Origin of the sequence: Nocardioides sp. JS614 (assembly GCF_000015265.1) — a bacterium.
Classification (GTDB): Bacteria; Actinomycetota; Actinomycetes; order Propionibacteriales; family Nocardioidaceae; genus Nocardioides.
On sequence record NC_008699.1, the window covers coordinates 430,195 to 450,680 of the forward strand.

Genomic DNA, 20,486 nt, shown 5'->3' on the forward strand with positions numbered 1-20,486 from the left:
TGTCAGAGTGCTGGCGTCTCCGGCACGTGCGGAGCCGGTTGCCCCGGTGTCCAGGGCAGGTTCACGGTGTCGCCGGGACTGGCCGGCGACTTGACGAAGACCATGCGGAACGGCGCGTCGGTCTCGTTGACGAAGTAGTGCATCTCGCCGGGGGAGCAGCGGTACACGTCGCCGACACCGAGGAGGTAGCGCCGCTCGCAGCCGACCCACAGCGTCGCGGACCCCTCCAGCACGATGAACGACTCGTCGCAGAAGTGATGGATGTGGTTGGTCATGTCGTCGCCGGGCCGCAGCCGCAGGACTCCGATCTCGCTGGACGGGTCCCGGATGACGTAGGCCGGCCCGTGGTCGCCGAAGCGGTACTCGAGATCGTTGGTGGATCCGGATTTCATGTGTCCTCGCTCATGTGTGCGGTGGGCGGTGGCCGGTTCAGATGACCCGCTCGTTGCCGCCGTCGATGGGAATCTGGGCGCCGGTCGTGGCGGCGAAGGCGGGACCCGCCAGGGTGACGGCCAGGTCCCCGACCGCCTTGCTCGTGACCTCCGTGGAGAGGAGATTGCGACGCTTGTACTGCTCGACCGTCATGCCGTAGTGCTCGGCTCGCGCCTCGAGCAGCTCCGGTGTCCACAGGCCCGTGTCGAACACGGCGTCGGGGTGGATCATGTTGACGCGGATGCCATGGGGGGCCCACTCGAGGGCCGCGACCCGGGTCAGCTGGGTCACCGCTGCCTTGGACGCGGAGTAGGCCGCGGCGCCAGGGCCCGGGGCGGCGACGTTCTTCGACGCGATCAGCACGACGCGGCCGTAAGGGGTGCCTGCGGCGAGGAACGGGTGGATCTGTCCGTAGAGGTCCGCGACCGCGTCGACGTTCACCGCCATCGCCCGGCGCCAGGCCTGCATCGACATCTCGCCGAGGTTGGCGCTGGTGGGGAAGATGCCCGCCGCGACGACGAGGATGTCCACCCCACCGAAGGCCTCCACCCCGCGCTGGATGGCCTCGGTCACCGCAGCGGAGTCGGTGACGTCGACGGCGAGCCCGAGCCACTCCGGTGAGGAGATCGCGTCGCGTACCGATGGGCTGACGTCCCAGCCCACCACGCTGGCGCCCGACTCCAGCAGGCTGACCGCGCACGCGTGCCCGATGCCCGAGGCCGCGCCGGTCACGACCGCCACCTGGCCGGAGAGCGGGCGATGGCTGTCCTTGCGGGAGAGCTTCGCCTGCTGCAGCGACCAGTACTCGAGGTCGAAGACGTGCTCCTCCTCGACCGGCCGGTAGCCGCCGAGGGCCTCGGCCAGCTCGATCGCGCCGAGGGTGTGCCGGTAGATGTCCGCGGTTCGCGCCGCCTCGCCTGCCGTTCGTCCCGCGGTGAGCATGCCGAGGGTGCGATCGAGCACCACCCGGGGCGCCCCATCGAGCCGCAGCAGGGTGCGGCCGCGGCGCGTGGCGTGCCGGGTGAAGTAGTCGTCCTCGGCCCGGACGAAGGCGTCCAGATCGGTGCCGATCATCGGGCTGTGCTTGGTCCAGATGACGTGGTCGGGGGTGAGCGGCCCGCGCTGAGCGGCCGCGAGCAGGCGGTCGTCCCCGACGAAGGACGCAACCTCGTTGTCGCGGTGGGAGGTGACCACCATCGGGTGCCCGGCGGCCCGGCTCAGGGACTGCCGCAGCCGGGCCACGGCCAGCGGGTCTGCAGGCGGCAGGGGCGCAGCCGGCTGCGACTGGCCGCGCGTCGAGGATGCGCGCAGGAGGCCGGCCACGTCCGTGACCAGATCGACGTGGTGCTGGTACGCCTCGTCCGGCGTGGAGCCGACGGTGAACAGGCCGTGCCCCAGCACGACGACGCCCTGGGTGTGGTTGCCGCCCTCCCGGCTCCAGGCGGCCGCGCAGGCGGCCACCAGGTCTGGTCCCGGCATGGCGTAGTCCACCAGGATCACGCGATCCCCGAAGAGGTCGGCGAGCCGCTCGCGGCCATCGGGTGTGTTGGCGACCGCGAGCAACGCGTCGGCGTGTGAGTGGATGACGGCCGGTCGGGGCAGCAGCGCGTGCAGCAGGGTCTCCACCGAGGGATCCGGTGCCGCCGCGTCGAGCAGCGCACAGCGCAGCTCGTTGATGAGCAGGTCGTCGGGAACGACGACGGGCGGCAGGATCTCGCGCAGGCGTGCCAGCCGGAGCGGTGCGAAGCCGGCCGCGTCGATCGAGGCGAGGTCGTGTCCGCTCGCCTTGACGAAGAGGGTGTCCACGGTCGACCCGGTCAGGTCGGTGGTCGTGGCCTTCAGGCTCGTGTTCCCGCCGCCGTGAAGGACGAGCGCGGGGTCGGCACCCAGGAGCCGGGACACCCTGACGAGATCGGTCAGAGCGGCCGACGCCGCCGGGGACATCGCGAATGGCACACCGGACAACTTCCCACACCTGCTTCCAAGTTGTAAGACAACCTAGAGATGAGTTGCCAGGTCGTCAAGTGGAGACGCCATGATCGCCCGGCCCGTGACGCACCTGCGGCACGCCACCGGCCCGGCGCGGGGGCCGCGCTCGCGTCAGCGGTGGTTGCGGAAGATCGTGAAGGAGTAGCGGCCCTCGATGAAGTAGGTGCGCGAGTAGAGGATCAACCGGTCGTCACCGGCGTAGTGCAGCTGGTTCAGCAGCACGAAGAGATCGTGGGCCTTCGCCTCATCGCCCCACCCCACGTGGTCGGAGTGCACCGCATGCACCTCCGCGACCCCGTGGTCGGGCTCGATCCGGAGCACACCGCGCAGGAATGCGAACAGGGACCCCTCCAGCGTCTGGATGTCGAATCCGTCCGGGAGCAGCGTTGCGGGGAGGAGGTCGTAGGAGTACGCGACCACCTCGCCGTCGGCCAGGAGCTTGCGTCGCAGCTCGAGGACCTCGGTATCACCCGATACCCCCATGAATGCGGCCTCTTCGGGAAGCACCGGTCGCAGCAGCCGGGTCGCGTACACCATGCCCGGGACCTTCCCGGTGGCGCGGATCGAGTCCGTGATCGAGTCCATTCCCTCCAGCCCGGCGCGGACCGCCGGCTGCTCGACCACGAACGTCCCGACGCCGTGCTGGGTCTGCACCAGCCCCAGCGCCTCGAGCTCGCGCAACGCGGCGCGGACGGTCGGGCGTGACACGCCGAAGTTCTCGCTGAGCTGGGCCTCGGTAGGCAGTCTCGAACCAGGGCCGTAGGTCCCCGCGGACAGGTCGCCGCGGAGGTCCTCGGCGATGCGAGACGCCAGTGTGTTGCGGGTCCTCATCTTGCTTCTCCATTCACCCCGCGTGTCGCCACGCCGACCCTAGCGGGCGGCGTCGGCCGTGTGTTCACTCGAATCCGTTGACAACTGCCTAAGTCATATCTACTCTCCCAAGCAGTTGTAAAACAACCGGCAGTATATCGGGAGGCGAACCACATGGTCCTGGCATTGCAATGGCAGGAGGACGCGCAGACGATCCGGCTGCTCGACCAGACCCTTCTGCCCGTCGAGGAGCGCTACCTGGACGTCGACACCGTCGACGCCCTGGTCGCCGCGATCCAGAGCCTGGCGGTCCGGGGAGCGCCTGCGCTCGGGGCCGTGGGTGCGCTCGGTGTGGTCGTCGCCATGCGGCAGGCCGAGCGCGAGGGCTGGGATGACGAGCGGCTGCAGGTCGAGGTCGACCGGATCCGACTGGCACGTCCGACGGCCGTGAACCTCGCCTGGGGCGTGGACCAGGTCCGCGCCGCGATGCCGTCGGGGCCGGAGACGGTGCTGAAGATGGCCAAGGCCGTCGTGGAGGAGGACGAGGCGGCCAACCGGACCCTCTCCCGGCTCGGTGCCGACTGGATCCTGGGTCGCACCGGCAGGGAACGCGTGCGCGTCGTCACGCACTGCAACACCGGCGCGCTGGCCACCTCGGCCTGGGGGACCGCCTACGGGATCATCCACGAGCTCCACGACCGTGGCGCCTTGGAGGTCGTGTACGTCGACGAGACCCGCCCGCTGCTCCAAGGTGCCCGGCTGACCAGCTGGGAGCTGACGCGGGACGAGATCCCGCATCTGCTCGAGGTGGACGGCGCGGCGTCGAGCACGATCGTGCGCGGCCTCGTGGACGTCGCGATCATCGGCGCGGACCGGATCACCGCCAACGGCGACACTGCGAACAAGGTCGGCTCGCTGGCCCTGGCCCTGGCCTGCCAACGAGCCGGGATCCCGTTCGTGGTCGCGGCGCCGAGCTCCACTGTCGACCTGGCGACGGCCCATGGCGACGACATCGCGATCGAGGAGCGGGACGCCGCGGAGGTGCTCAGTCTCGGGGGCCACCCGACGGCGTTGCCGTCGACCCGGGTCTACAACCCCGCCTTCGACGTGACTCCGCACGACCTGATCAGCGCGATCGTGACGGACCGGGGGGTGGTCGAGCCGGCCGCCCGTCCCGCCCCGAACCTGCTCGCATCGGTGGCGAGCTGACACATGAGGCAGACCGGAGCCCCGGCTGCACCTACGAGAGGAACCCCATGAGGATGAACAAACTCATCGTGGCCGGTGTCGCCGCGGTGTCTGCCTTGAGCCTCGCTGCCTGTAGCCAGGGAAGCGGCGCCACCACTGCGGAGCCGAAGGCCCAGGACTCCGCCTCCGTGCAGGCGGCGAGCGGGGACGCACCTGCGCCGTTCGACCAGGCCGGGGTCCGCGTGGCCATCGTGCAGAACAGCGGCCAGGGTGACTACTTCCAGCAGTACCTGAACGGCACGAAGCAGCAGGCGGCAGCGCTCGGGATCGACCTGAGCGTGTACGACGCCCAGGGCGACAACGCCACGCAGGCGACCCAGCTCGATCAGGCCATCTCATCCGGCGTGCAGGGCATCATCGTGCGCCACGGCTTCCCCGACACGCTCTGCCCGGGCGTCAACAAGGCGATCGACCAGGGCATCAAGGTCGTCATCTACGACGTCGAGATCCAGAAGTGCGCGCCGCAGGCCGTGCAGACCCAGCAGTCCGACAACAAGATGGCGAGCCTCGTGCTGGACAAGATGGCCGAGGACATCGGCACCGGCAAGCCGGTCGGCTACGTCAACGTCGCCGGTATCGCGCCGCTGGACCGCCGGGACCTCGTGTGGCAGGACTACCTGGCCACGAACGACTGGACCCAGAAGTTCAAGACCGGCAAGTTCACGAACTCCACGGCCACGGACACCGCGCCGATGGTGGACAGCGTCTTGAAGTCCAACCCGGACGTGGTCGCCGTCTACGCGCCGTACGACGAGCTCACCAAGGCGACCCTCTCCGCGCTGAAGCAGAATCCGAGCCTGCAGGGCAAGGTCAAGGTCTACGGCGCCGACATCTCCACGGCCGACATCGAGCTCATGACCAACCCGGACAGCCCGTGGGTGGCGACCGGCGCGACGGACCCCAACGCCATCGGTGCTGCGGTGGTCCGCACGCTCGCACTCCACATGGCCGGCGAGCTGGACGGGCTCAACGTCGAGTTCCCGCCGATCCTGGTCACGCAGGACTTCCTGCGGTCGGAGGGGATCAAGAACATGGATGATCTGCGTGCAGCGGAGCCGGCGCTGAACATCGCCGACGTGTCGTCCGCCGACTGGATCCCGGCCGTCACGTTCTGACCGTCCGCCGGAGCGGGGCTCGGTCCCCCGCTCCGGCGAACCGAGAGGACATCGAGGATGCTCAGCAACCCTTCACCCGACGAGCCGCTGCCAGCCCTGAGACTGCACGACATCGCCATGTCGTTCGGGACCAACGCCGTGCTCAAGGGCGTCACCATGGCGCTGTACCCGGGAACGGTCACCGCGCTCCTGGGCGCCAACGGGGCCGGGAAGTCGACACTCATCAAGATCCTCGCCGGCGTCTACAGCGGCAACGGTGGAACGATCGAGGTCGCGGGCGAGCCGGTCGTCTTGGACTCGCCGCTCGCAGCCGCCCAGCACGGCATCCAGACCGTGCACCAGCACATCGGGGCAAGCATCATTCCCGGCCTCAGCGTGGCGGAGAACCTGGTCTTCGAGGAGATCGTCCAGGGCCAGATCCCCGCGGTCAGGTCGCACGCGAAACTGCTCCCCAGGGCGCGCGAGATCGCTGCGACCCTCGACCTCGGATGGTCCGACGCGACCCTGCGCAGCGACGTCTTCGAGCTCGGCATCGCCGACGGGCAGCTGTTGCTGCTGGCGCGGGCGCTGGTCCATCGGCCCAAGGTCTTGATCCTCGACGAGCCGACGTCGACGTTGTCGCAGGCTGAGGCGGACCGTCTCTTCGACGTCATCAAGCGTCTGTGCCGGGAGGGCGTCGCCATCCTCTACGTCTCCCACCACCTCGACGAGATCCGGTCCCTCGCCGACCAGCTGGTCGTGCTGCGGGACGGTCGCATCCACGACGTGCAGCGCCAGCCGTTCGACATGGCTCAGGCGATCCGCTCCATGCTGGGCAAGCAGGTCGCCCTGGATGCCGAGACCCTCGTCGAGAGGCGCGGCACGGCCGCGGCCCTCGAGCTTCGCGGCGTCCAGCTGTTGCGCCGCTCCCGACAGTTCGATCTCGACATCCGTTACGGCGAGGTGACCGGCGTCGTCGGTCTCATCGGCGCAGGAAAGTCCGAGCTCGCCCGCGGGATCTTCGGAGCCGACAAGTTCCGAGCGGGCACGGTCAGGTTCGACGCGAAGGCCTACCGTCCACGCCAGCCAGCAGACGCCGTCGGCCAGGGCATCTACCTGGTGCCCGAGGATCGTGCGTCCGAGGCGATCCTGCCGGGCTGGTCGATCGCATGGACCACGACGCTTCCCTTCGTCGCGAGGCTGTCCCGGGCCGGGATCTTGAACCTGCCACGGGAGCGATCCTCCGCGCGCTCGGTCATCGACGCCTTCGGTGTCGTGTCCACGGGCGCCGACCAGCCGGTCGACGCCCTCTCCGGCGGGAACCAGCAGAAGGTCGTGGTCGGGCGCTGGCTGAACCAGTCGCCCCGCGTCATCCTCCTCGACGAGCCTTTCCGAGGAGTCGACATCGGCGCCCGGCGCGACATCTGCCGGAAGGCGCGGGAGGCCTCCGAAGGGGGCTCCTGCGTGGTCGTCTTCTCCAGCGACGTCGACGAGATCCGCGAGGTCGCCGACCGGATCATCGTGCTCGTGGAGGGCGACGTCCGCCTGGATTCCTATACCTCGGAAGTTGACAGTGAGGCCATCGTGAAGAGCATGTCGGAGGTGGCATGATGCCGCAGATCGAATCCAGCGTCCTCCCGACAGAGGCTACGGGAAGCAGCAGAGTGATGCGGCCGGAGGACGATGTCTTGAGTACCGGCACCCGCGTACGTGACGCCGTGGTCAAGTACGGCTTCATCGCCGTGACCGTCGGGCTGTTCGCCTACTTCGCGCTGTCCGAACCGTCGTTCCGGACGTCGGGCGCCCTCTTCTCGATGCTGAAGTTCGCGTCGGTCACCGCGATCCTCGGACTCGGGATGACGTTCGTGATGGCGGTCGGCGGGATGGATCTGTCCATCGGCTCGACCGCCGGCCTGTCGGTGCAGATGGCCGCCATGACGATGGTGTTCTACAACCTCAACGGGGGCGCAGCGGTCGTCGTGGTGCTGCTCGCCGGGGTCGCGGTCGGCCTGCTCAACGCGGTGCTGATCGTCCTCTGCAAGATCCCGGACCTCCTCGCAACCCTCGGCGTGATGTTCGTGATCCAGGGGAGCAAGCTGATCCCGGTCGACGGACAGTCGGTGGCCTCCGGGATGGTGCTCCCCGACGGCACACCGGCGCCGGGCAAGTTCACGGAGTCGTTCCTGCGGATCGACGGGGGCACACTCGGCCCGGTGCCGTACCCGGTGATCATGATGCTGGTACTGACGACCGTCTCGTGGTTCATCCTGGCGCGCACCAAGTGGGGCCGCATCTTCTACGCGATCGGCGCCAACCCCGAGGCCTCACGACTGGCCGGTGTCCGGGTCGGGCTGTACCGCGGTCTCGCCTACGTGCTGTGCAGCGTCTTCGCTTCGATCGGCGGGCTGATCCTCGTCTCGCGCATCGGCCAGGGCGACGTGAACGCCGGCGCGTCTTCGCTGCTGGAGGCGGTCGCGGTGGCCCTGGTCGGGACTTCGGTGCTCGGCATGGGCAAGCCCAACGCCTGGGGAACCCTCCTCGGTGCGCTGCTCATCGGCATCGTGCTGACCGGCCTGACCATGAAGGGCTTCCAGTACTACTACCAGGACACCGCGAAGGGCCTCGTCCTGATCGTCGCCCTGTTGTTCTCGTTCACGATCTCGCGACGCAAGGTGCGCTACACCCCGGCCACCTAGCGCCCGAACCAGCGCCGAACCAACGCCGTCCGTCTCAGGAGAATGATGATGTCCGACTACGAGTTCCTCACCGTGGACACGGTGGCGTCCTACATCGAGTCCCGGCCGGTCCTCGCCAGCCGTGTCGATACCGTCGCCCTCGCGAGCGTCGAGGAGATCGGCGACGGCAACCTCAACCTGGTGTTCCTCGTCAAGGACCGGCACGGACGCGGCCTGTGCCTGAAACAGGCGCTGCCCTACGTCCGGATGACCGGTGAGGCGTGGCCGATGACGCCGGACCGAGCCCGCCACGAGGTCGAGTCGCTCCGAGCCCACCACGCCCTGATCCCCGACCATGTGGTGGAGGTCTTCGACTACCACCCCGAGCGGTACATCATCGCGATGGAGGACCTCAGCGACCACCGGGTGTGGCGAGGCGCGCTCAACGAGGGCCTGAGGCACGACGGAGCGGCCGAGGCGATGGGGGCCTACGTCGGCGCCGTCGCCTTCGGCACCTCCGCCTTCGGTCTCGAGCGTCACGCGCTCGCGGACGCCGTGAGCGCCTCGGTGAACCCGGCCCTGTGCACGATCACCGAGGACCTCGTGTTCACCGAGCCGCTCGTCGACGCCGGCCGCAACTCCGTACTCCCGGCCAACGAGAAGGATGCTGCGGAGCTCGCCGCCGACGACGCCATGGTCCGGGCGATGGGCCGCGCCAAGTGGCTGTTCATGACCCAGGCGGAGGCCCTGATCCATGGCGACCTCCACACCGGGTCGGTCATGGTCCGTGCCGTCGACGGCTCGTCGCGCTGCGACTCCGTCAAGGCCTTCGACTCGGAGTTCGCCTTCTACGGGCCGGTCGCCTTCGACCTGGGCGCGCTCTGGGGGAACTACGCCATCGCGGCGGCGCGTGCCCTCGCCCTTGGCCAGGACGAGCGGGCCGCATGGGCACTCGGGCTCGTCCAGCAGACCTGGGATGGCTTCGAGGGGGAGTTCCGCCGTCGGTGGCCGTCGCGCCTGGACGCCCGGGTATGGCGCGACGACACACTGCAGGACCTGCTCCGTGAGTGGGAGAACGAGGCCTGGCTGTTCGCGGCGGCGAAGATGTCGCGCCGGATCGTGGGTGCCGCGAAGACCGCCGACATCGAGACCCTGCCCGAGGAGCTCCGCGAAGGCGCCGCGCGTGGTGTCCTCCGGGCGGCACGCACGCTCGTCCGGCACTCGACCAGCGAGAACGGTCCGCGCGTCGTGGCCGGCCGGGTCGGCGAGGTGCTGGCCGAGCACTGCACGCGGTGACCCAGAGCGACACCACGGCAGGATGCCCGTCGGCCGCCGGCTGCTGGTCGGTCCCGGACGGGCAGCACGGGCCCGCGGCTACCCGGCCCGCCGGCTGATCCGCGCGACGACCTTGCCGTCACGGATCCAGGCGAGCACCACGCGGTGCGTGCCTCGGCCGACCACGCCGTCGAGGGTGAAGGCCGCGCTGCCGTGGGCGGTGACCACCGTCTGTGCGGCCAGCCGCCTCCCGTCGACGATCAGGACGACCCGTTCGTCGCCGTCCGTCGGGCACCCGGACGCGCTCGCCGAGGCCTCGGTCGGGCACCGGTCGTCCCGGTCGAGGATGCCGTCGGCGTCGGTGTCGGGGCAGCCGCTGCTGGCGCTGGGCCCGGGCCGGGTCGGGCACCGGTCGGCGACGTCCGGCACCCGGTCGCGGTCGTGGTCGGCCCGCACCGTGGTCAGTCGGGCGGTCAGCGTGTAGGTCGTCGGCTCGACGACCTCCTGCGGGTCGACGGTGATCGACAGGTCCCGGCGGGCCCACGGGACGGTGACGGTGATGCGGCCGTCCTGCTCCGCCACCTGCTGCCCCGAGCCGCCGTTGACGGAGAGGCCGAAGATCGTGGAGCCGGTCCAGCTCAGGGTGACCTCGGCGGTCGCCTGTTTCGCGATCGGCAGGTCGAAGTAGTCGCGGCTGTCGACGGCGCTGACCAGGCCGACGCCGAGCGTGCTGTCGGTGGGCAGGACGCTGGCGCCGCCCTCCGGGGTCAGCTCGACCCGTGCGGTCCGCACCGTCCGGGCGACCGGCGCGTCGCGGGTCTCGGCGCCCATCGGCGGCGCGGCCAGGCGCAGCCCGGCGCCGTCCGGAGCGGCGTCCGTGGTCGCGATCCAGTCGTTGCCGCGCGCGTGCAGGCCGGTGATGGCGTTGACCGTGTACGGCGCCTCGATCTGCTGGTCGGCCAGGTAGTCGCGGCGGATGTGGAAGGTGACGGTGTTGTCGTCGTAGTTCCAGGTCGCGCTGCCCCCGGGCAGGTAGTAGCCGGTGCCGTTGTCCATCACCTGCGGGGTGCCGGACGTGTCCCCGGTGCAGATGAAGGAGTCGAAGCGGCGCCCCGAGACGAGCAGGCTGTACGCCGTGGCCGACCCGCCCTGAGCGACCGGCCACACCTGGGTGACCGACATCGTCGCGTCCACCGTCCTGCGCGTCACCGACACCTGGACGCCGGTCAGGTCCGTGACCGGGGTGGGCGAGTCGGACGTGGCGTCGGTCGCCCGCGCGCTGCGCTGGGTCGGCGTCTTGCCGAGGGGCTCGTTGGTGGCGTCACCGCGCACGTGCACGTGGCCGTTGGTGACCTGCAGGGAGGAGGTCCGCAGCACCGGACGTGTCGTGGCGACGGGCTTCGGGCTCCAGCTGCCGTAGCTGAGCGGGACGGGACCGAGCTCGGGCTGCGGGCAGTCCGCAGGGTCCCCGGTCGAGGAGGCGTAGAGGTGGTCGTCGGGGTGCTGCACCTGGAACGAGTTGAACCCGTCGCCCCGGACGTCGTTGGGGGCGAGGTGGTCGTGCCGGTCCACCGCCCCGTCTCCGTTGACGTCGAGGTACCGGCTCATCCGCAGCGCGAAGCCCTCGACGTCGAGGGTGGAGACGCACTTGGCGACGCCCGGCGGGTCGGTGCTGTAGGCCATGATGTCGTTGGTCGGCGTCGGGCCCCAGGGGCCGTCGGCGCCGTCGCCCACGTGGCCCAGGGTGAGGCAGTGGCCGAACTCGTGGGCCACCAGGTCGAAGAGGCCGAAGAAGTCGGACGCGCCGGGCACCGGGTCCACCGCGCCGTTGACGGCGAAGCAGACGTTGCCGCCGACGCCGCCGCAGTCCTCGACGTACACACCGCCCTTCTCGCGGCCGTGCTGCTCGAACCCCGGCTTGTCCGTCCACGTGCCGAAGTCCAGCGGGGAGGGCACGGCGGCGCACGGAGCGCCCTCGCCGTCAATGATCCCGAGCTCGCCGGCGAACGACACCGGGTCGATCCCGATGCCGACCCCGCCGGCCGGGTTGCTGACGATCACGACGATCTCGGGATCGACCAGGGCGAGGGGCTGCTGCAGCGCTCCGGTGGGGTCGACCACGACCTGGTGGGTGCGGACGTTCATGTCGAACCCGTCCTTCAGCCAGGGCAGGTCCATCTGGTCGGCGAGATGGTGCAGGCCGCCTTCCCACATCATCACGGCCTGCTCGGCGACCCGCATGTCACGCTCGGCCGCGGGGGAGACCGGCACCAGCACGTCGACATCGACCTTCGGGGAGTCGAGGGCGTTCAGGCCCACCTTCATGTGGTAGCAGAGGTTGTCGGGGTTGAGCGGGTCGCGGTCGACCACGCAGCCTGCGGGCAGCTGACCGTCACCCCAGCTCGGACGGACGAACTCGCTCGACGGGCTGCTGGCCGCCGGCGCGCCCATCCCCACCAGGGCGAGGGCGAGCAGCAGGAGAAGGACGAGGGAGCTCTTGCGATCCATGCCCGGGAAACGACGCAATCGGGGTGAGGCTAGGGCTTGGCTGGACTGCCGGCGGACCGGTGCCTCGGCTACGGCCAGCCCTGCTCGAGCAGCGGCGTCACGGTGACCTCGTTCAGCACCGGCGCCCCGGGGTGGGTCGCCATCCAGACAATCAGGTCGGCGACCGTGTCCGGAGCGAGGGACTCCCGCACCGACGCCGGTGCCGGCTGCTCGGCCGTCCGGCGCGCGGCCGGGTCGAAGACACCCCACGAGGTCGCCATCGCACCCGGGTACAGGCAGCACACCCGCACGCCGTGCTCACGGCCCTCGGCCGCGAGCGACTGGGTCAGGCCGGTGAGCGCGAACTTCGTCGAGCAGTACGCCGAGGCGCCGGCCCAACCCCGCCGGCCGGCCACCGACGAGACGTTGACGACCAGCCCGCCGCCGCGCGACGCCATCGAGCCCATGAGCGAACGAGCCAGGAGGAACGGCGCGGTCAGGTTCACCGCCAGCACCCGGTCCCATGCCTCCCGAGACAGTGTCGAAGCCGGCCCGGGGCTGTCGGTGGCGGCGGCGTTGACGAGCACGTCGACACCGCCGAGCTGGTCCACGGCGCGGCGGGCGGCGTCCTCCACCGCATCGCCCTCGGCGAGGTCGACCGCAAGCTCGAGGGCCTGCGCCCCGGCGCCGCGTACGGCTGTCGCGACCTCGCTCAGCGCCTCGGCGTCGCGACCGGCCAGGGCCACGTCGTACCCGGCGCGGGCCAGGGCACGGGCGGTCGCCCTCCCGAGGCCGCTGGACGCGCCGGTCACGAACGCCACGAGCCGTTCCGTCATGAGTCGACGGTAGCCCGGCACCCCCGCCGGTGCGGTCCGGCGTCCGACGTCCGCCGGGACCCGGGGAGCCCTACCCAGCGAGGCACCCGCGCGGCGTAGGTCGAGTAGTCCCCGGGGAACCGCTCGCGCAACGCGGCCTCCTCGGCGGCGATCTGGCCGCGGTCGATCGCGACCACGAACGCCGCGGCCGGCAGGAGTGCCGCCCACCGCCCGCGCAGGAGGGCGTGGGCGACCAGGACCCCGGCCATCCCGACGTACATCGGGTTGCGCGAGACCGCGTTGGCGCCGGTGGTGACCAGGTCCGTCGCGGTGCCGGGCTCGAGCGGGTTGACGGTCGTCCCGGTCCGCCGGAACTGCTCGACCGCCGCGACGAGCAGGCCGGCCGAAGCGGCTCCCACCAGGCCGGCCGCCGCGGTGCGTGCCGGGCGAGCCGGACGCGGGCCACCCAGCAGCCGCTGGGCGAGGGCGGCGGCCGTGGCGAGGGCGGCCGGCGGCGGCGGGGTCTTCACGATGCGGACCTCACGAGGATCAGGCGAACAGGGCGTCGCCGTACTTCAGCACGACGGCCAGCACCAGCACCAGGATCCAGGCGACGACCAGCACGAGGTCGAGGTTCGAGCGGACCATGGCGACCAGGCCGGCTTGGACCCGGCGGGGCAGGTACAGGTTGGCGTCGCGGATGTTCACGTAGGTCATCTCGAAGAAGACCAGGGTCGTCGCGAGCGTCACCAGCAGGCACCACGGGCAGAGCGCCCCGATGTCGAACATGGCCTCGTAGAAGAGCCAGTAGGCGAACGCGAGGCCGACCGTGTAGACGGCCTGCGCGGCCAGCATGAACCAGCGCGGGAACCGGATTCCGGCCAGGCTGGCGACGGCCAGGGTGATCACCACCGGTTCGGTGACCAGGCCGAGGAAGGCGTTGGGGAACCCGAGCAGCGAGGACTGCCAGGAGTTGGCCACGGTGCCGCAGCTGATGACGGCGTTGATGTTGCAGCCGAGGTCGGCGTTCGGGTCCTCGGCCAGGCGCAGGGCGTCGATCGAGAGGACGAAGGAGGCCACCAGGCTCGCGACCGAGGCCACCAGCATCGTCACCCAGACGGTGGCGCGGCTGTGCCGCAGCCGGTGCAGGCGCGAGCCCTCGGCCAGCTCCTCGTCGGTGCCCAGCCCGCCGGTGGACCGCTTGTCGGTGCCCGGCGCGTGGGTCACTGGCTGCCCGCGGCGGACTCGATCGCCTCGGTCAGCGGGCCGACCGTGTACACGTCGCCCTGGAACTGCTCGCCGTCGATGACGACGGTCGGGGTGCCCTGGATGCCGGAGTCGAACGCCTTCTGCGTCACCGAGGCGGTCCAGGGCTCGTAGGTGCCCTCGCCGAACTGCTCGACGACGTCGTCGGGCACGCCGGCATCCCGGGCGATCGCGGCGATCTGGTCGTTGCTGAGGCCCTCGGTGCCCTCGGCCGGCTGGTTCTCGTAGAGCGCACTGTGGAAGGCCCAGGCCCGGTCCGGCGCACCGTGGACCACGGTCGCGAACGCGTTGGCGGCGCGGGTGGAGTACCGGGTGCCGCGCGACTGCTCGTCGAGGAAGGAGATCGGGCGCAGCTCGATCCGCGCGGTGCCGTCGGCGACCAGCCGGTCGAGCTCGCCACTGTTGGCCGCTTCGAAGGCGCCACAGGCGGGGCACATGTAGTCGTAGTAGATCTCGACCGTGACCGGTGCGTCGTCCTGGCCGACCGCGAACGACCCGGAGGGCTCGATGTTCGCCGGCGCCACCAGCGGCCCGGAGGCTGCGGGTGCGCTGTCGTCGTCGCCGGTCACCGTGCGCACGACCGCGAAGACGATGGCTGCGACCAGGCCGAGGATCACGACGGCGCCGACCGCGGTCACGAGCCGGCGGCGACGCGCCTGCTGCTCCTCGACGATGCGCTGCTGCTCGCGCATCTGCTGGGTCCTGATCCGTCCCTGCTTGCTCATCCGCGACTTCCTGTGGTCGTTTTTGGGCAGGCCCGGTCTGTGGTCGTGGCCTGCCGTCGACACTAATCGGAACGGGACGGATCCCCGAGGGTCGAGCGTGGATCCGGGACCTTCGGCTCTAGAGATCGGGACGATCGGCTCAGCGAGTCGGCACCGGGAGGCGAGGTTCTGGAGCCCGCCCCCGGCCACCCACCTGTGGGTGACCAGGGGCAAGGCCGGTCAGGGGTGGCGCTCACGAGGACGCTCACGAGGGCGCGCCGGGGACGATGCCCGGGCCGTACCCGCCGTCCCTGTCCCCGCCGAAGGGAGGGTCGGGGAGGTCGCCGGGCAGCGGCCCGCGCCGCCACTGCTGCCCGACCTCGGTCGGGCCTTGCTGCTCGTCGACCGATGCGCGGCCGACCAGGAAGCCACCGAGGCCGACGAGGACCACCAGTGCCGACAGCCCGGCCGCGAGGTAGCCCTCCGGGCCGGGTCGGCGGACCAGGGTCCGCCACCGGCTCGCCCGGTCCGGGACGGCCCGGTCGGCGCCGGACGGGTCGGCGGCCCGGTCCGGGGCGGTCGGCTCCGTCCGGTCTCCGCTCGGGGCCCTGTCGGCCGGGGTCTGCTCGGTCACTAGGTCCTCCTGGTTGCGATGAGCCCAGCGTCGGCGCGGGAGGTGGGGCGCAGGTGTGTGCTTCCTGTGCTGGTCCTGTGGATGTGCGGGCTCGGGAGTTCGGGCCTCCGGCCGGACGCTGAGGTGGCAGCATCACGCCATGCGGAGAGCGAGGAGAGCGGCCACGGCGAGTCTCGTCCTCGCGGCGGTGCTCGCCGGTGCCCGGCTCGGCACGACCGGCGCCTCCGCGGCCGGCCCGGGCGACCCGGCTGGCTTCACGCTCCGCCCCAGTGTGAACCAGCTCTACGTGCTCTCGGCGACACCGGGCGAGCAGCTCGAGCTCGTCGGGGCCGACGGGGCCACCGTCGCGGCGGGGACCGTCGACGCGGCCGGCAGCCTCGCGTGGCGCGAGCTGGCCGCCGGCGGCTACGCCGTACGGCCCGCGGCCGATCCCGGCGCGCAGTCCGATCCGGTCACGGTGGGCGACTTCGACGACCCGGCACCGCCGCAGTCCTTCTACGACGCGCAGACCCTGGCGCCCGGCTTCGGGTACGTCACCACCCGCGACGGCACCACGCTCTCGGCGAACGTCGTGCTCCCGCCCGGCCCGGGACCGTTCCCGACCGTGGTCGAGTACTCCGGCTACGACCCCAGCAACCCTGCCAACACGACCATGGCCCAGCTGTTCAACACACTCGGCTACGCCTACGTGGGCGTGAACATGCGCGGCACCGGCTGCTCCGGTGGCAGCTTCTTGCACTTCGAGCCGATCCAGAGCCTGGACGGCTACGACGTGATCGAGGCCGTCGCCGCGCAGCCCTGGGCGAAGTTCCACCGGGTCGGGATGGTGGGCATCTCCTACCCGGGCATCTCCCAGCTCTACGTCGCGCGGACCCGCCCGCCGCACCTCTCGGCGATCACGCCGCTGTCGGTCATCGACGACACCTACCGCGGCACGCTCTACCCCGGCGGCATCCTCAACACCGGCTTCGCCGTCCCCTGGGCGACCGAGCGGGCCAGCCAGGCGGCGCCGTACGGCCAGGGCTGGGAGCGCCCCCGGGTCGACGCCGGGGACAGCGTGTGCGAGGCGAACCAGGCGCTGCGGCTGCAGAACCCCGACCCACTCCAGCTGATCGAGGACAACCCCTACTACTCCGCGAAGGTGGGCGATCCGATCTCGCCGAGCCTGTTCGTGCATCGCATCGACGTCCCGGTCTTCATCGCGGGCGCCTGGCAGGACGAGCAGACCGGCGGCCACTTCCCGGCGCTGCTCGACGACTTCGCGTCCGCCCCGCACGTGTACGCGTCGATGGCCAACGGCTCGCACACGGAGTCGCTCAGCCTCGGCGTCTTCGGGCGGTACGCCGACTTCCTCGACCTCTACGTCGCCCGCCGGGTGCCGACCGCTGCCAAGACGTTCGTGGCCCCGATCCTGGCGCAGTCGCTCACCGGCGTCGCCGGCCTGTCGCTTCCGCCCGGGCCCGACTACACGGGCCTGACCTACCGGCAGGCGCTGCGCAGCTACCAGTCCGCCGACCCGGTCCGGATCCTCTTCGAGGAGGGAGCCGCGGCCGGCCAGCCCTCCGGTGCGCCGCTGCCCCGGTTCGTGCGGACCTTCCCGTCCTGGCCGATCCCGAGCGCCGCGCCGACCGCGTGGTACCTCACCTCGACCGGTCGCCTGCGCGCGACGCCTTCCTCGACCCGGCCCGCCGCGGCGACCCCGCGCAGCTACCGCGCGGACCCGACCGCGCTCCCGGAGACGACGTACTCGGGCTCGAGCTCCGGGATCTGGGCGGCGCACCCCGACTACGACTGGCGGCAGATTCCTGACGGCACCGGGCTCGGCTGGCTCAGCGCGCCCCTGCGCACGGACGTGGTGGCGATCGGCACCGGCTCGGTCGACCTGTGGGTCCGCACCCCGGCCCTCGACACGGACCTGGAGGTGACCCTCAGCGAGGTGCGGCCGAACGGCCGCGAGGTCTACGTGCAGTCCGGGTGGCTGCGGGCCAGCCACCGCGCGCTCGACACCGCCCGCTCCACGCCCGTCTCGCCGGTGCACACCGACCTCGAGGCGGACGTCCGCCCGCTGCCGGCCGGTCGGTACACCAAGCTGCGGATCGAGCTGTTCCCGTTCGCCCAGGCCTTCCGTGCGGGGTCCCGGCTGCGGCTGACCGTGGACGCCCCCGGCGGCGCCCGGCCGCTGTGGGCCTTCGACACCATCGCCGACGGCGAGCGGGTCTCCGTCGCCGCCGACGCGGTACGGCGCTCCCGCCTGGTGCTGTCCGTGGTCCCGGGCGTGCGGGTGCCGGCGACGGCCCCGGCATGCGCGTCGTTGCGCAGCCAGCCTTGCCGCAGCTTCCCCGGCTGACCCCTCGCCCCGGCCGCGCCCCGACGGCAGCCCGATCCGAGGCCGGGTACGGACCGCGCGGAGGCGTGTCTCTACGCTGCCGCGCATGAGCTCGGTACTGGTGCCGCCGCCGCACACGCGGCTGGAGGACCTGCTGAGCCTGGTCACGGGCGTCTACGTCGTCTCCCTCGGCCTGAGCTTCCTCCAGGCCTCAGGGGCGGTCACGGGCGGCACCGCCGGTCTCGCCCTGCTGCTCTCCTATGCGACCCCGATCGGGTTCGGCGTGCTGTTCGTGCTGATCAACCTGCCCGCGTTCGCGGTGGCCGCGTGGAAGAAGGGCTGGCCGTTCACGGTGAAGTCGCTCGCCTGCGTCGTCGGGGTGTCGTTCGCGACCCGGCTGCAGGCGGAGGTGCTGGACCTGCCCGACCTCGACAAGCTCTACGGGGTGGTCGCGGGCAACCTGCTGGCCGGCGTGGGCCTGCTGATCCTGTTCCGGCACGGGGCGAGCCTGGGCGGCTTCAACATCATCGCGCTGCTCATGCAGGAGAAGCTCGGCCTCCGGGCCGGCTACGTGCAGATGGTCCTCGACGTGATGGTCGTGCTCGGGTCCGCGTTCGTCGTCGACCCGGGCATCGTGGTGCTCTCGGCGCTCGGCGCCGTCGTGCTCAACATCGTGCTGGCCTTCAACCACCGGCCGGGCCGGTACATGGGCCTCTGACGTCGATTCGGGACTTCTGGGCGTCGGGTCCGGAGAATCTTCCCGACTCGACCGGCGGTTCACCCGAGTCAGCGCGGGGCGAACGCCGCCATCCAGGCATCCGCCTCGGGGGTCGACATCTGGAACCGCCCCGGCCTCTCCGACCGCGACCGGCGGCTGATCCTGATCGGCCTGCTCGCGGGGCAGGGCGCCGCCGACGTGCTGGGCATCCAGGTGCCCGCGGCGTACGCCAACGGCGAGCTCGACGACGACGCGCTGCGCGAGATCGTGATCTTCGTGTGCCACTACGCCGGCTGGCCCCAGGGCGCCCGGCTCAACTCGATCGTCGAGGAGACCATCGCGCAGGCCGGCCGGGACCGAGGCTGAGCCCGCCGGAGAGCGTGACCGAAGTCACGTCGCCTCGTTGTGGAGGAGAGCGCCCATGCTCGTCCGCACCGAGGAGCCCTCATGGCCCTGTACCCCAGCCTCCTGCCCTACCTGGTCGCCTTCGTCGCCTTCGGCGTCGTGGCCGCGCTGGTCGCCCTCACCGTGCTGGTGCGGGTCGTCGCGGCGCTGCGGCGTACGCCGGATCCGGGCGTCGTGATCGTGCCGGCCCCACGCGCCGAGGGCACTGCGGCCCCCGCGGCCGACAGCCACCACGCCCGCACCTGACCGCGCGGCCGGGACGCGGCCCGCGCCTCGACCTGGCCCCGGGTCCGGGCCCGGCCCAGGTCCCAGTCGGGCCCGAGCGGACCTCCAGTGACCCCCAAGCGGTGCGCGGGACGGTAGGTGCACCGAGGCAGACCGCCTCGGGCCCGCCGAGTCCCAGGAGCACCGTCATGATCGATCTCTCCGCCCTCGAGCCCTTCGCCATCGCGTTCCTCGTGGTCGGCGTCGTGGCCGCCGTCGTCGCCGCCGCCACGCTGGTCGCGGTCGTCGCCGAGGTACGCCGCGTCGCCCGCCCCGCGCTCGCCGTCGTCACGGCCGAGCCGGCTGCGACCGCCGGCCGCGCCGCCTGAGCCGCGTGCACCGGACCGGTGTCGCGTCAGTCCGACGAGCGGCGGGCGGCTCGCCGGTCGGAGTGGACCGTGGTCATCACGTAGTCCTTCTCCGGCCCGGTCGCCCGCCACTCGACCGACCACCCCTCCGGGCCGACCTCGATCAGCCCGTCGTAGTGGTCCGCGCCGCACGGATGCCCGACCCGGTGGCCCACCGACCACGGGTGGAACGGGCGCCCGTCGGAGAACGTCACCTCCCACGTCTCGCCGGCCCGCTCGACGTACAGCGTCCGGCTCACCGGGACCGAGCGGCCGGCCCAGGTCATCGTCCCCTCCTCGCTCCACCGCACCCGGTCGGGCGACTCCACCGCCAGGGTGGTGACGCCGACCACGTCTCGCCGCTCGCCGGTCAGGTGGTCGTCGACCACCCGGGTGAGCGTCCAGGTGCCCAACAGATCGGTCGGGAGCGGCTCGGTTCCCATGACCGATGACGGTAGCCAACCGCCGCTGTGCGAGGGTGCTCCGGTGCCGCCCCGTACGCGTGTCAAGCGCCCGCCCCGCCCCGCCATGCCGGTCCCCGAGGGGGCCCGCGAGGTGTTCACGGACGGCGCCTGCTCCGGCAACCCGGGCCCCGGCGGCTGGGCCTGGGCCCTGGACACCGCCGTCTACGCCTCTGGCCGCGAAGCGCCCTCGACCAACCAGCGGATGGAGATCCGAGCGGCGCTGGAGGCGGTGCGGTCCCTCGACGGGCCGCTGCTGGTGGTGAGCGACTCGACGTACGTCGTCCACTGCTTCCGCGACCTGTGGTGGCAGGGCTGGCTGGACCGGGACTGGGTGAGCTCGGCCCGCAAGCCGGTCGCCAACCGGGACCTCTGGGAGCCGCTGGTCGGCCTGGTCCAGGACCGTGGTGACGTCGCGTTCGCCTGGGTGAAAGGCCACTCGGGCCACGTCATGAACGACTTCGTGGACCGGCTCGCCGTCGCGGCGACACGGGCGTGACCTCCGAGGCTGAAGTGGCTCACGGGGCTAGCGTGAG

21 protein-coding genes are annotated in these 20,486 nt (G+C 71.5%); 11 read left to right on the forward strand and 10 right to left on the reverse strand.

Annotation, left to right across the window (positions count from 1 at the left end):
• Positions 1–2: 2 nt before the first annotated feature.
• From NOCA_RS03435 to NOCA_RS03445, 3 genes are all read right to left on the reverse strand, one after another.
• Entirely contained in the window at positions 3–392 is a 390-nt protein-coding gene (locus NOCA_RS03435; RefSeq protein ID WP_011753894.1) for a cupin domain-containing protein, read from the reverse strand.
• 37 nt (positions 393–429) lie between these two features.
• Positions 430–2,388, reverse strand: a complete 1,959-nt coding sequence (locus NOCA_RS03440) for a bifunctional aldolase/short-chain dehydrogenase (protein ID WP_011753895.1) — start codon at positions 2,386–2,388, stop codon at positions 430–432.
• A gap of 144 nt (positions 2,389–2,532) precedes the next feature.
• The gene (locus NOCA_RS03445) at positions 2,533–3,252 is read right to left on the reverse strand and encodes a GntR family transcriptional regulator (RefSeq protein ID WP_011753896.1); all 720 of its coding nucleotides are present in this window, start codon (positions 3,250–3,252) and stop codon (positions 2,533–2,535) included.
• A 153-nt stretch (positions 3,253–3,405) separates the two neighbouring features.
• Between NOCA_RS03445 and mtnA the strand changes: the two genes are divergently transcribed.
• The 5 genes from mtnA (at position 3,406) to mtnK (ending at position 9,544) form a co-directional block, all read left to right on the forward strand.
• Positions 3,406–4,440, forward strand: a complete 1,035-nt coding sequence (gene mtnA / locus NOCA_RS03450; protein ID WP_011753897.1) for an S-methyl-5-thioribose-1-phosphate isomerase — start codon at positions 3,406–3,408, stop codon at positions 4,438–4,440.
• A 47-nt stretch (positions 4,441–4,487) separates the two neighbouring features.
• Positions 4,488–5,594 carry a substrate-binding domain-containing protein gene (locus NOCA_RS03455; RefSeq protein WP_011753898.1) on the forward strand — a complete coding sequence of 369 codons (1,107 nt, stop codon included), beginning with the start codon at positions 4,488–4,490 and terminating at the stop codon, positions 5,592–5,594.
• Between the two features lie 57 nt (positions 5,595–5,651).
• On the forward strand, positions 5,652–7,184 hold the full coding sequence (locus NOCA_RS03460; RefSeq protein WP_011753899.1) for a sugar ABC transporter ATP-binding protein: 1,533 nt from the start codon (positions 5,652–5,654) through the stop codon (positions 7,182–7,184).
• Between the two features lie 77 nt (positions 7,185–7,261).
• Complete coding sequence (locus NOCA_RS03465) at positions 7,262–8,269, forward strand: ABC transporter permease (RefSeq protein WP_197687628.1); 1,008 nt, start codon at positions 7,262–7,264, stop codon at positions 8,267–8,269.
• Positions 8,270–8,317: 48 nt separating this feature from the next.
• On the forward strand, positions 8,318–9,544 hold the full coding sequence (gene mtnK / locus NOCA_RS03470; RefSeq protein ID WP_158305620.1) for an S-methyl-5-thioribose kinase: 1,227 nt from the start codon (positions 8,318–8,320) through the stop codon (positions 9,542–9,544).
• Between the two features lie 78 nt (positions 9,545–9,622).
• Here mtnK and NOCA_RS03475 read toward each other — a convergent pair whose 3' ends face one another.
• The 6 genes from NOCA_RS03475 to NOCA_RS03500 form a co-directional block, all read right to left on the reverse strand.
• Positions 9,623–12,031 (reverse strand): thrombospondin type 3 repeat-containing protein, encoded by a 2,409-nt coding sequence (locus NOCA_RS03475; protein WP_011753902.1) that lies wholly within the window; start codon positions 12,029–12,031, stop codon positions 9,623–9,625.
• Between the two features lie 68 nt (positions 12,032–12,099).
• Complete coding sequence (locus tag NOCA_RS03480; RefSeq protein WP_011753903.1) at positions 12,100–12,846, reverse strand: SDR family oxidoreductase; 747 nt, start codon at positions 12,844–12,846, stop codon at positions 12,100–12,102.
• Complete coding sequence (locus NOCA_RS03485) at positions 12,843–13,355, reverse strand: methyltransferase family protein (protein WP_011753904.1); 513 nt, start codon at positions 13,353–13,355, stop codon at positions 12,843–12,845. Before NOCA_RS03485 ends, NOCA_RS03480 begins: the two co-directional genes overlap by 4 nt.
• 19 nt (positions 13,356–13,374) lie before the next feature.
• Positions 13,375–14,052 carry a vitamin K epoxide reductase family protein gene (locus NOCA_RS03490; RefSeq protein WP_011753905.1) on the reverse strand — a complete coding sequence of 226 codons (678 nt, stop codon included), beginning with the start codon at positions 14,050–14,052 and terminating at the stop codon, positions 13,375–13,377.
• Positions 14,049–14,816 (reverse strand): DsbA family protein, encoded by a 768-nt coding sequence (locus NOCA_RS03495; RefSeq protein ID WP_140403783.1) that lies wholly within the window; start codon positions 14,814–14,816, stop codon positions 14,049–14,051. The genes NOCA_RS03490 and NOCA_RS03495 overlap by 4 nt, the downstream gene beginning before the upstream one ends.
• Before the next feature lie 244 nt (positions 14,817–15,060).
• Positions 15,061–15,429 (reverse strand): hypothetical protein, encoded by a 369-nt coding sequence (locus NOCA_RS03500; protein WP_011753907.1) that lies wholly within the window; start codon positions 15,427–15,429, stop codon positions 15,061–15,063.
• Between the two features lie 139 nt (positions 15,430–15,568).
• Here NOCA_RS03500 and NOCA_RS03505 point away from each other — a divergent pair, with 139 nt between their 5' ends.
• The 5 genes from NOCA_RS03505 to NOCA_RS03525 all read left to right on the forward strand — a co-directional run bounded on the left by NOCA_RS03505 (position 15,569) and on the right by NOCA_RS03525 (position 19,471).
• A complete protein-coding gene (locus NOCA_RS03505) occupies positions 15,569–17,776 on the forward strand; it encodes a CocE/NonD family hydrolase (RefSeq protein ID WP_140403784.1) in 2,208 nt (735 codons plus the stop codon).
• Between the two features lie 85 nt (positions 17,777–17,861).
• On the forward strand, positions 17,862–18,473 hold the full coding sequence (locus NOCA_RS03510; RefSeq protein WP_011753909.1) for a YitT family protein: 612 nt from the start codon (positions 17,862–17,864) through the stop codon (positions 18,471–18,473).
• 117 nt (positions 18,474–18,590) lie between these two features.
• Positions 18,591–18,839 (forward strand): carboxymuconolactone decarboxylase family protein, encoded by a 249-nt coding sequence (locus tag NOCA_RS28115; protein WP_274378280.1) that lies wholly within the window; start codon positions 18,591–18,593, stop codon positions 18,837–18,839.
• Between the two features lie 81 nt (positions 18,840–18,920).
• The gene (locus tag NOCA_RS03520; protein ID WP_041546109.1) at positions 18,921–19,124 is read left to right on the forward strand and encodes a hypothetical protein; all 204 of its coding nucleotides are present in this window, start codon (positions 18,921–18,923) and stop codon (positions 19,122–19,124) included.
• Between the two features lie 167 nt (positions 19,125–19,291).
• Positions 19,292–19,471 carry a hypothetical protein gene (locus NOCA_RS03525; protein WP_041546110.1) on the forward strand — a complete coding sequence of 60 codons (180 nt, stop codon included), beginning with the start codon at positions 19,292–19,294 and terminating at the stop codon, positions 19,469–19,471.
• 26 nt (positions 19,472–19,497) lie between these two features.
• Here the strand turns inward: NOCA_RS03525 and NOCA_RS03530 are convergent, their stop codons facing one another.
• Entirely contained in the window at positions 19,498–19,932 is a 435-nt protein-coding gene (locus NOCA_RS03530; RefSeq protein ID WP_011753910.1) for a DUF6314 family protein, read from the reverse strand.
• Between the two features lie 43 nt (positions 19,933–19,975).
• Here NOCA_RS03530 and NOCA_RS03535 point away from each other — a divergent pair, with 43 nt between their 5' ends.
• Positions 19,976–20,449: a ribonuclease H family protein gene (locus tag NOCA_RS03535; RefSeq protein ID WP_238383409.1), complete on the forward strand. Its 474-nt coding sequence runs from the start codon at positions 19,976–19,978 to the stop codon at positions 20,447–20,449.
• The last annotated feature ends 37 nt before the right edge of the window (positions 20,450–20,486 follow it).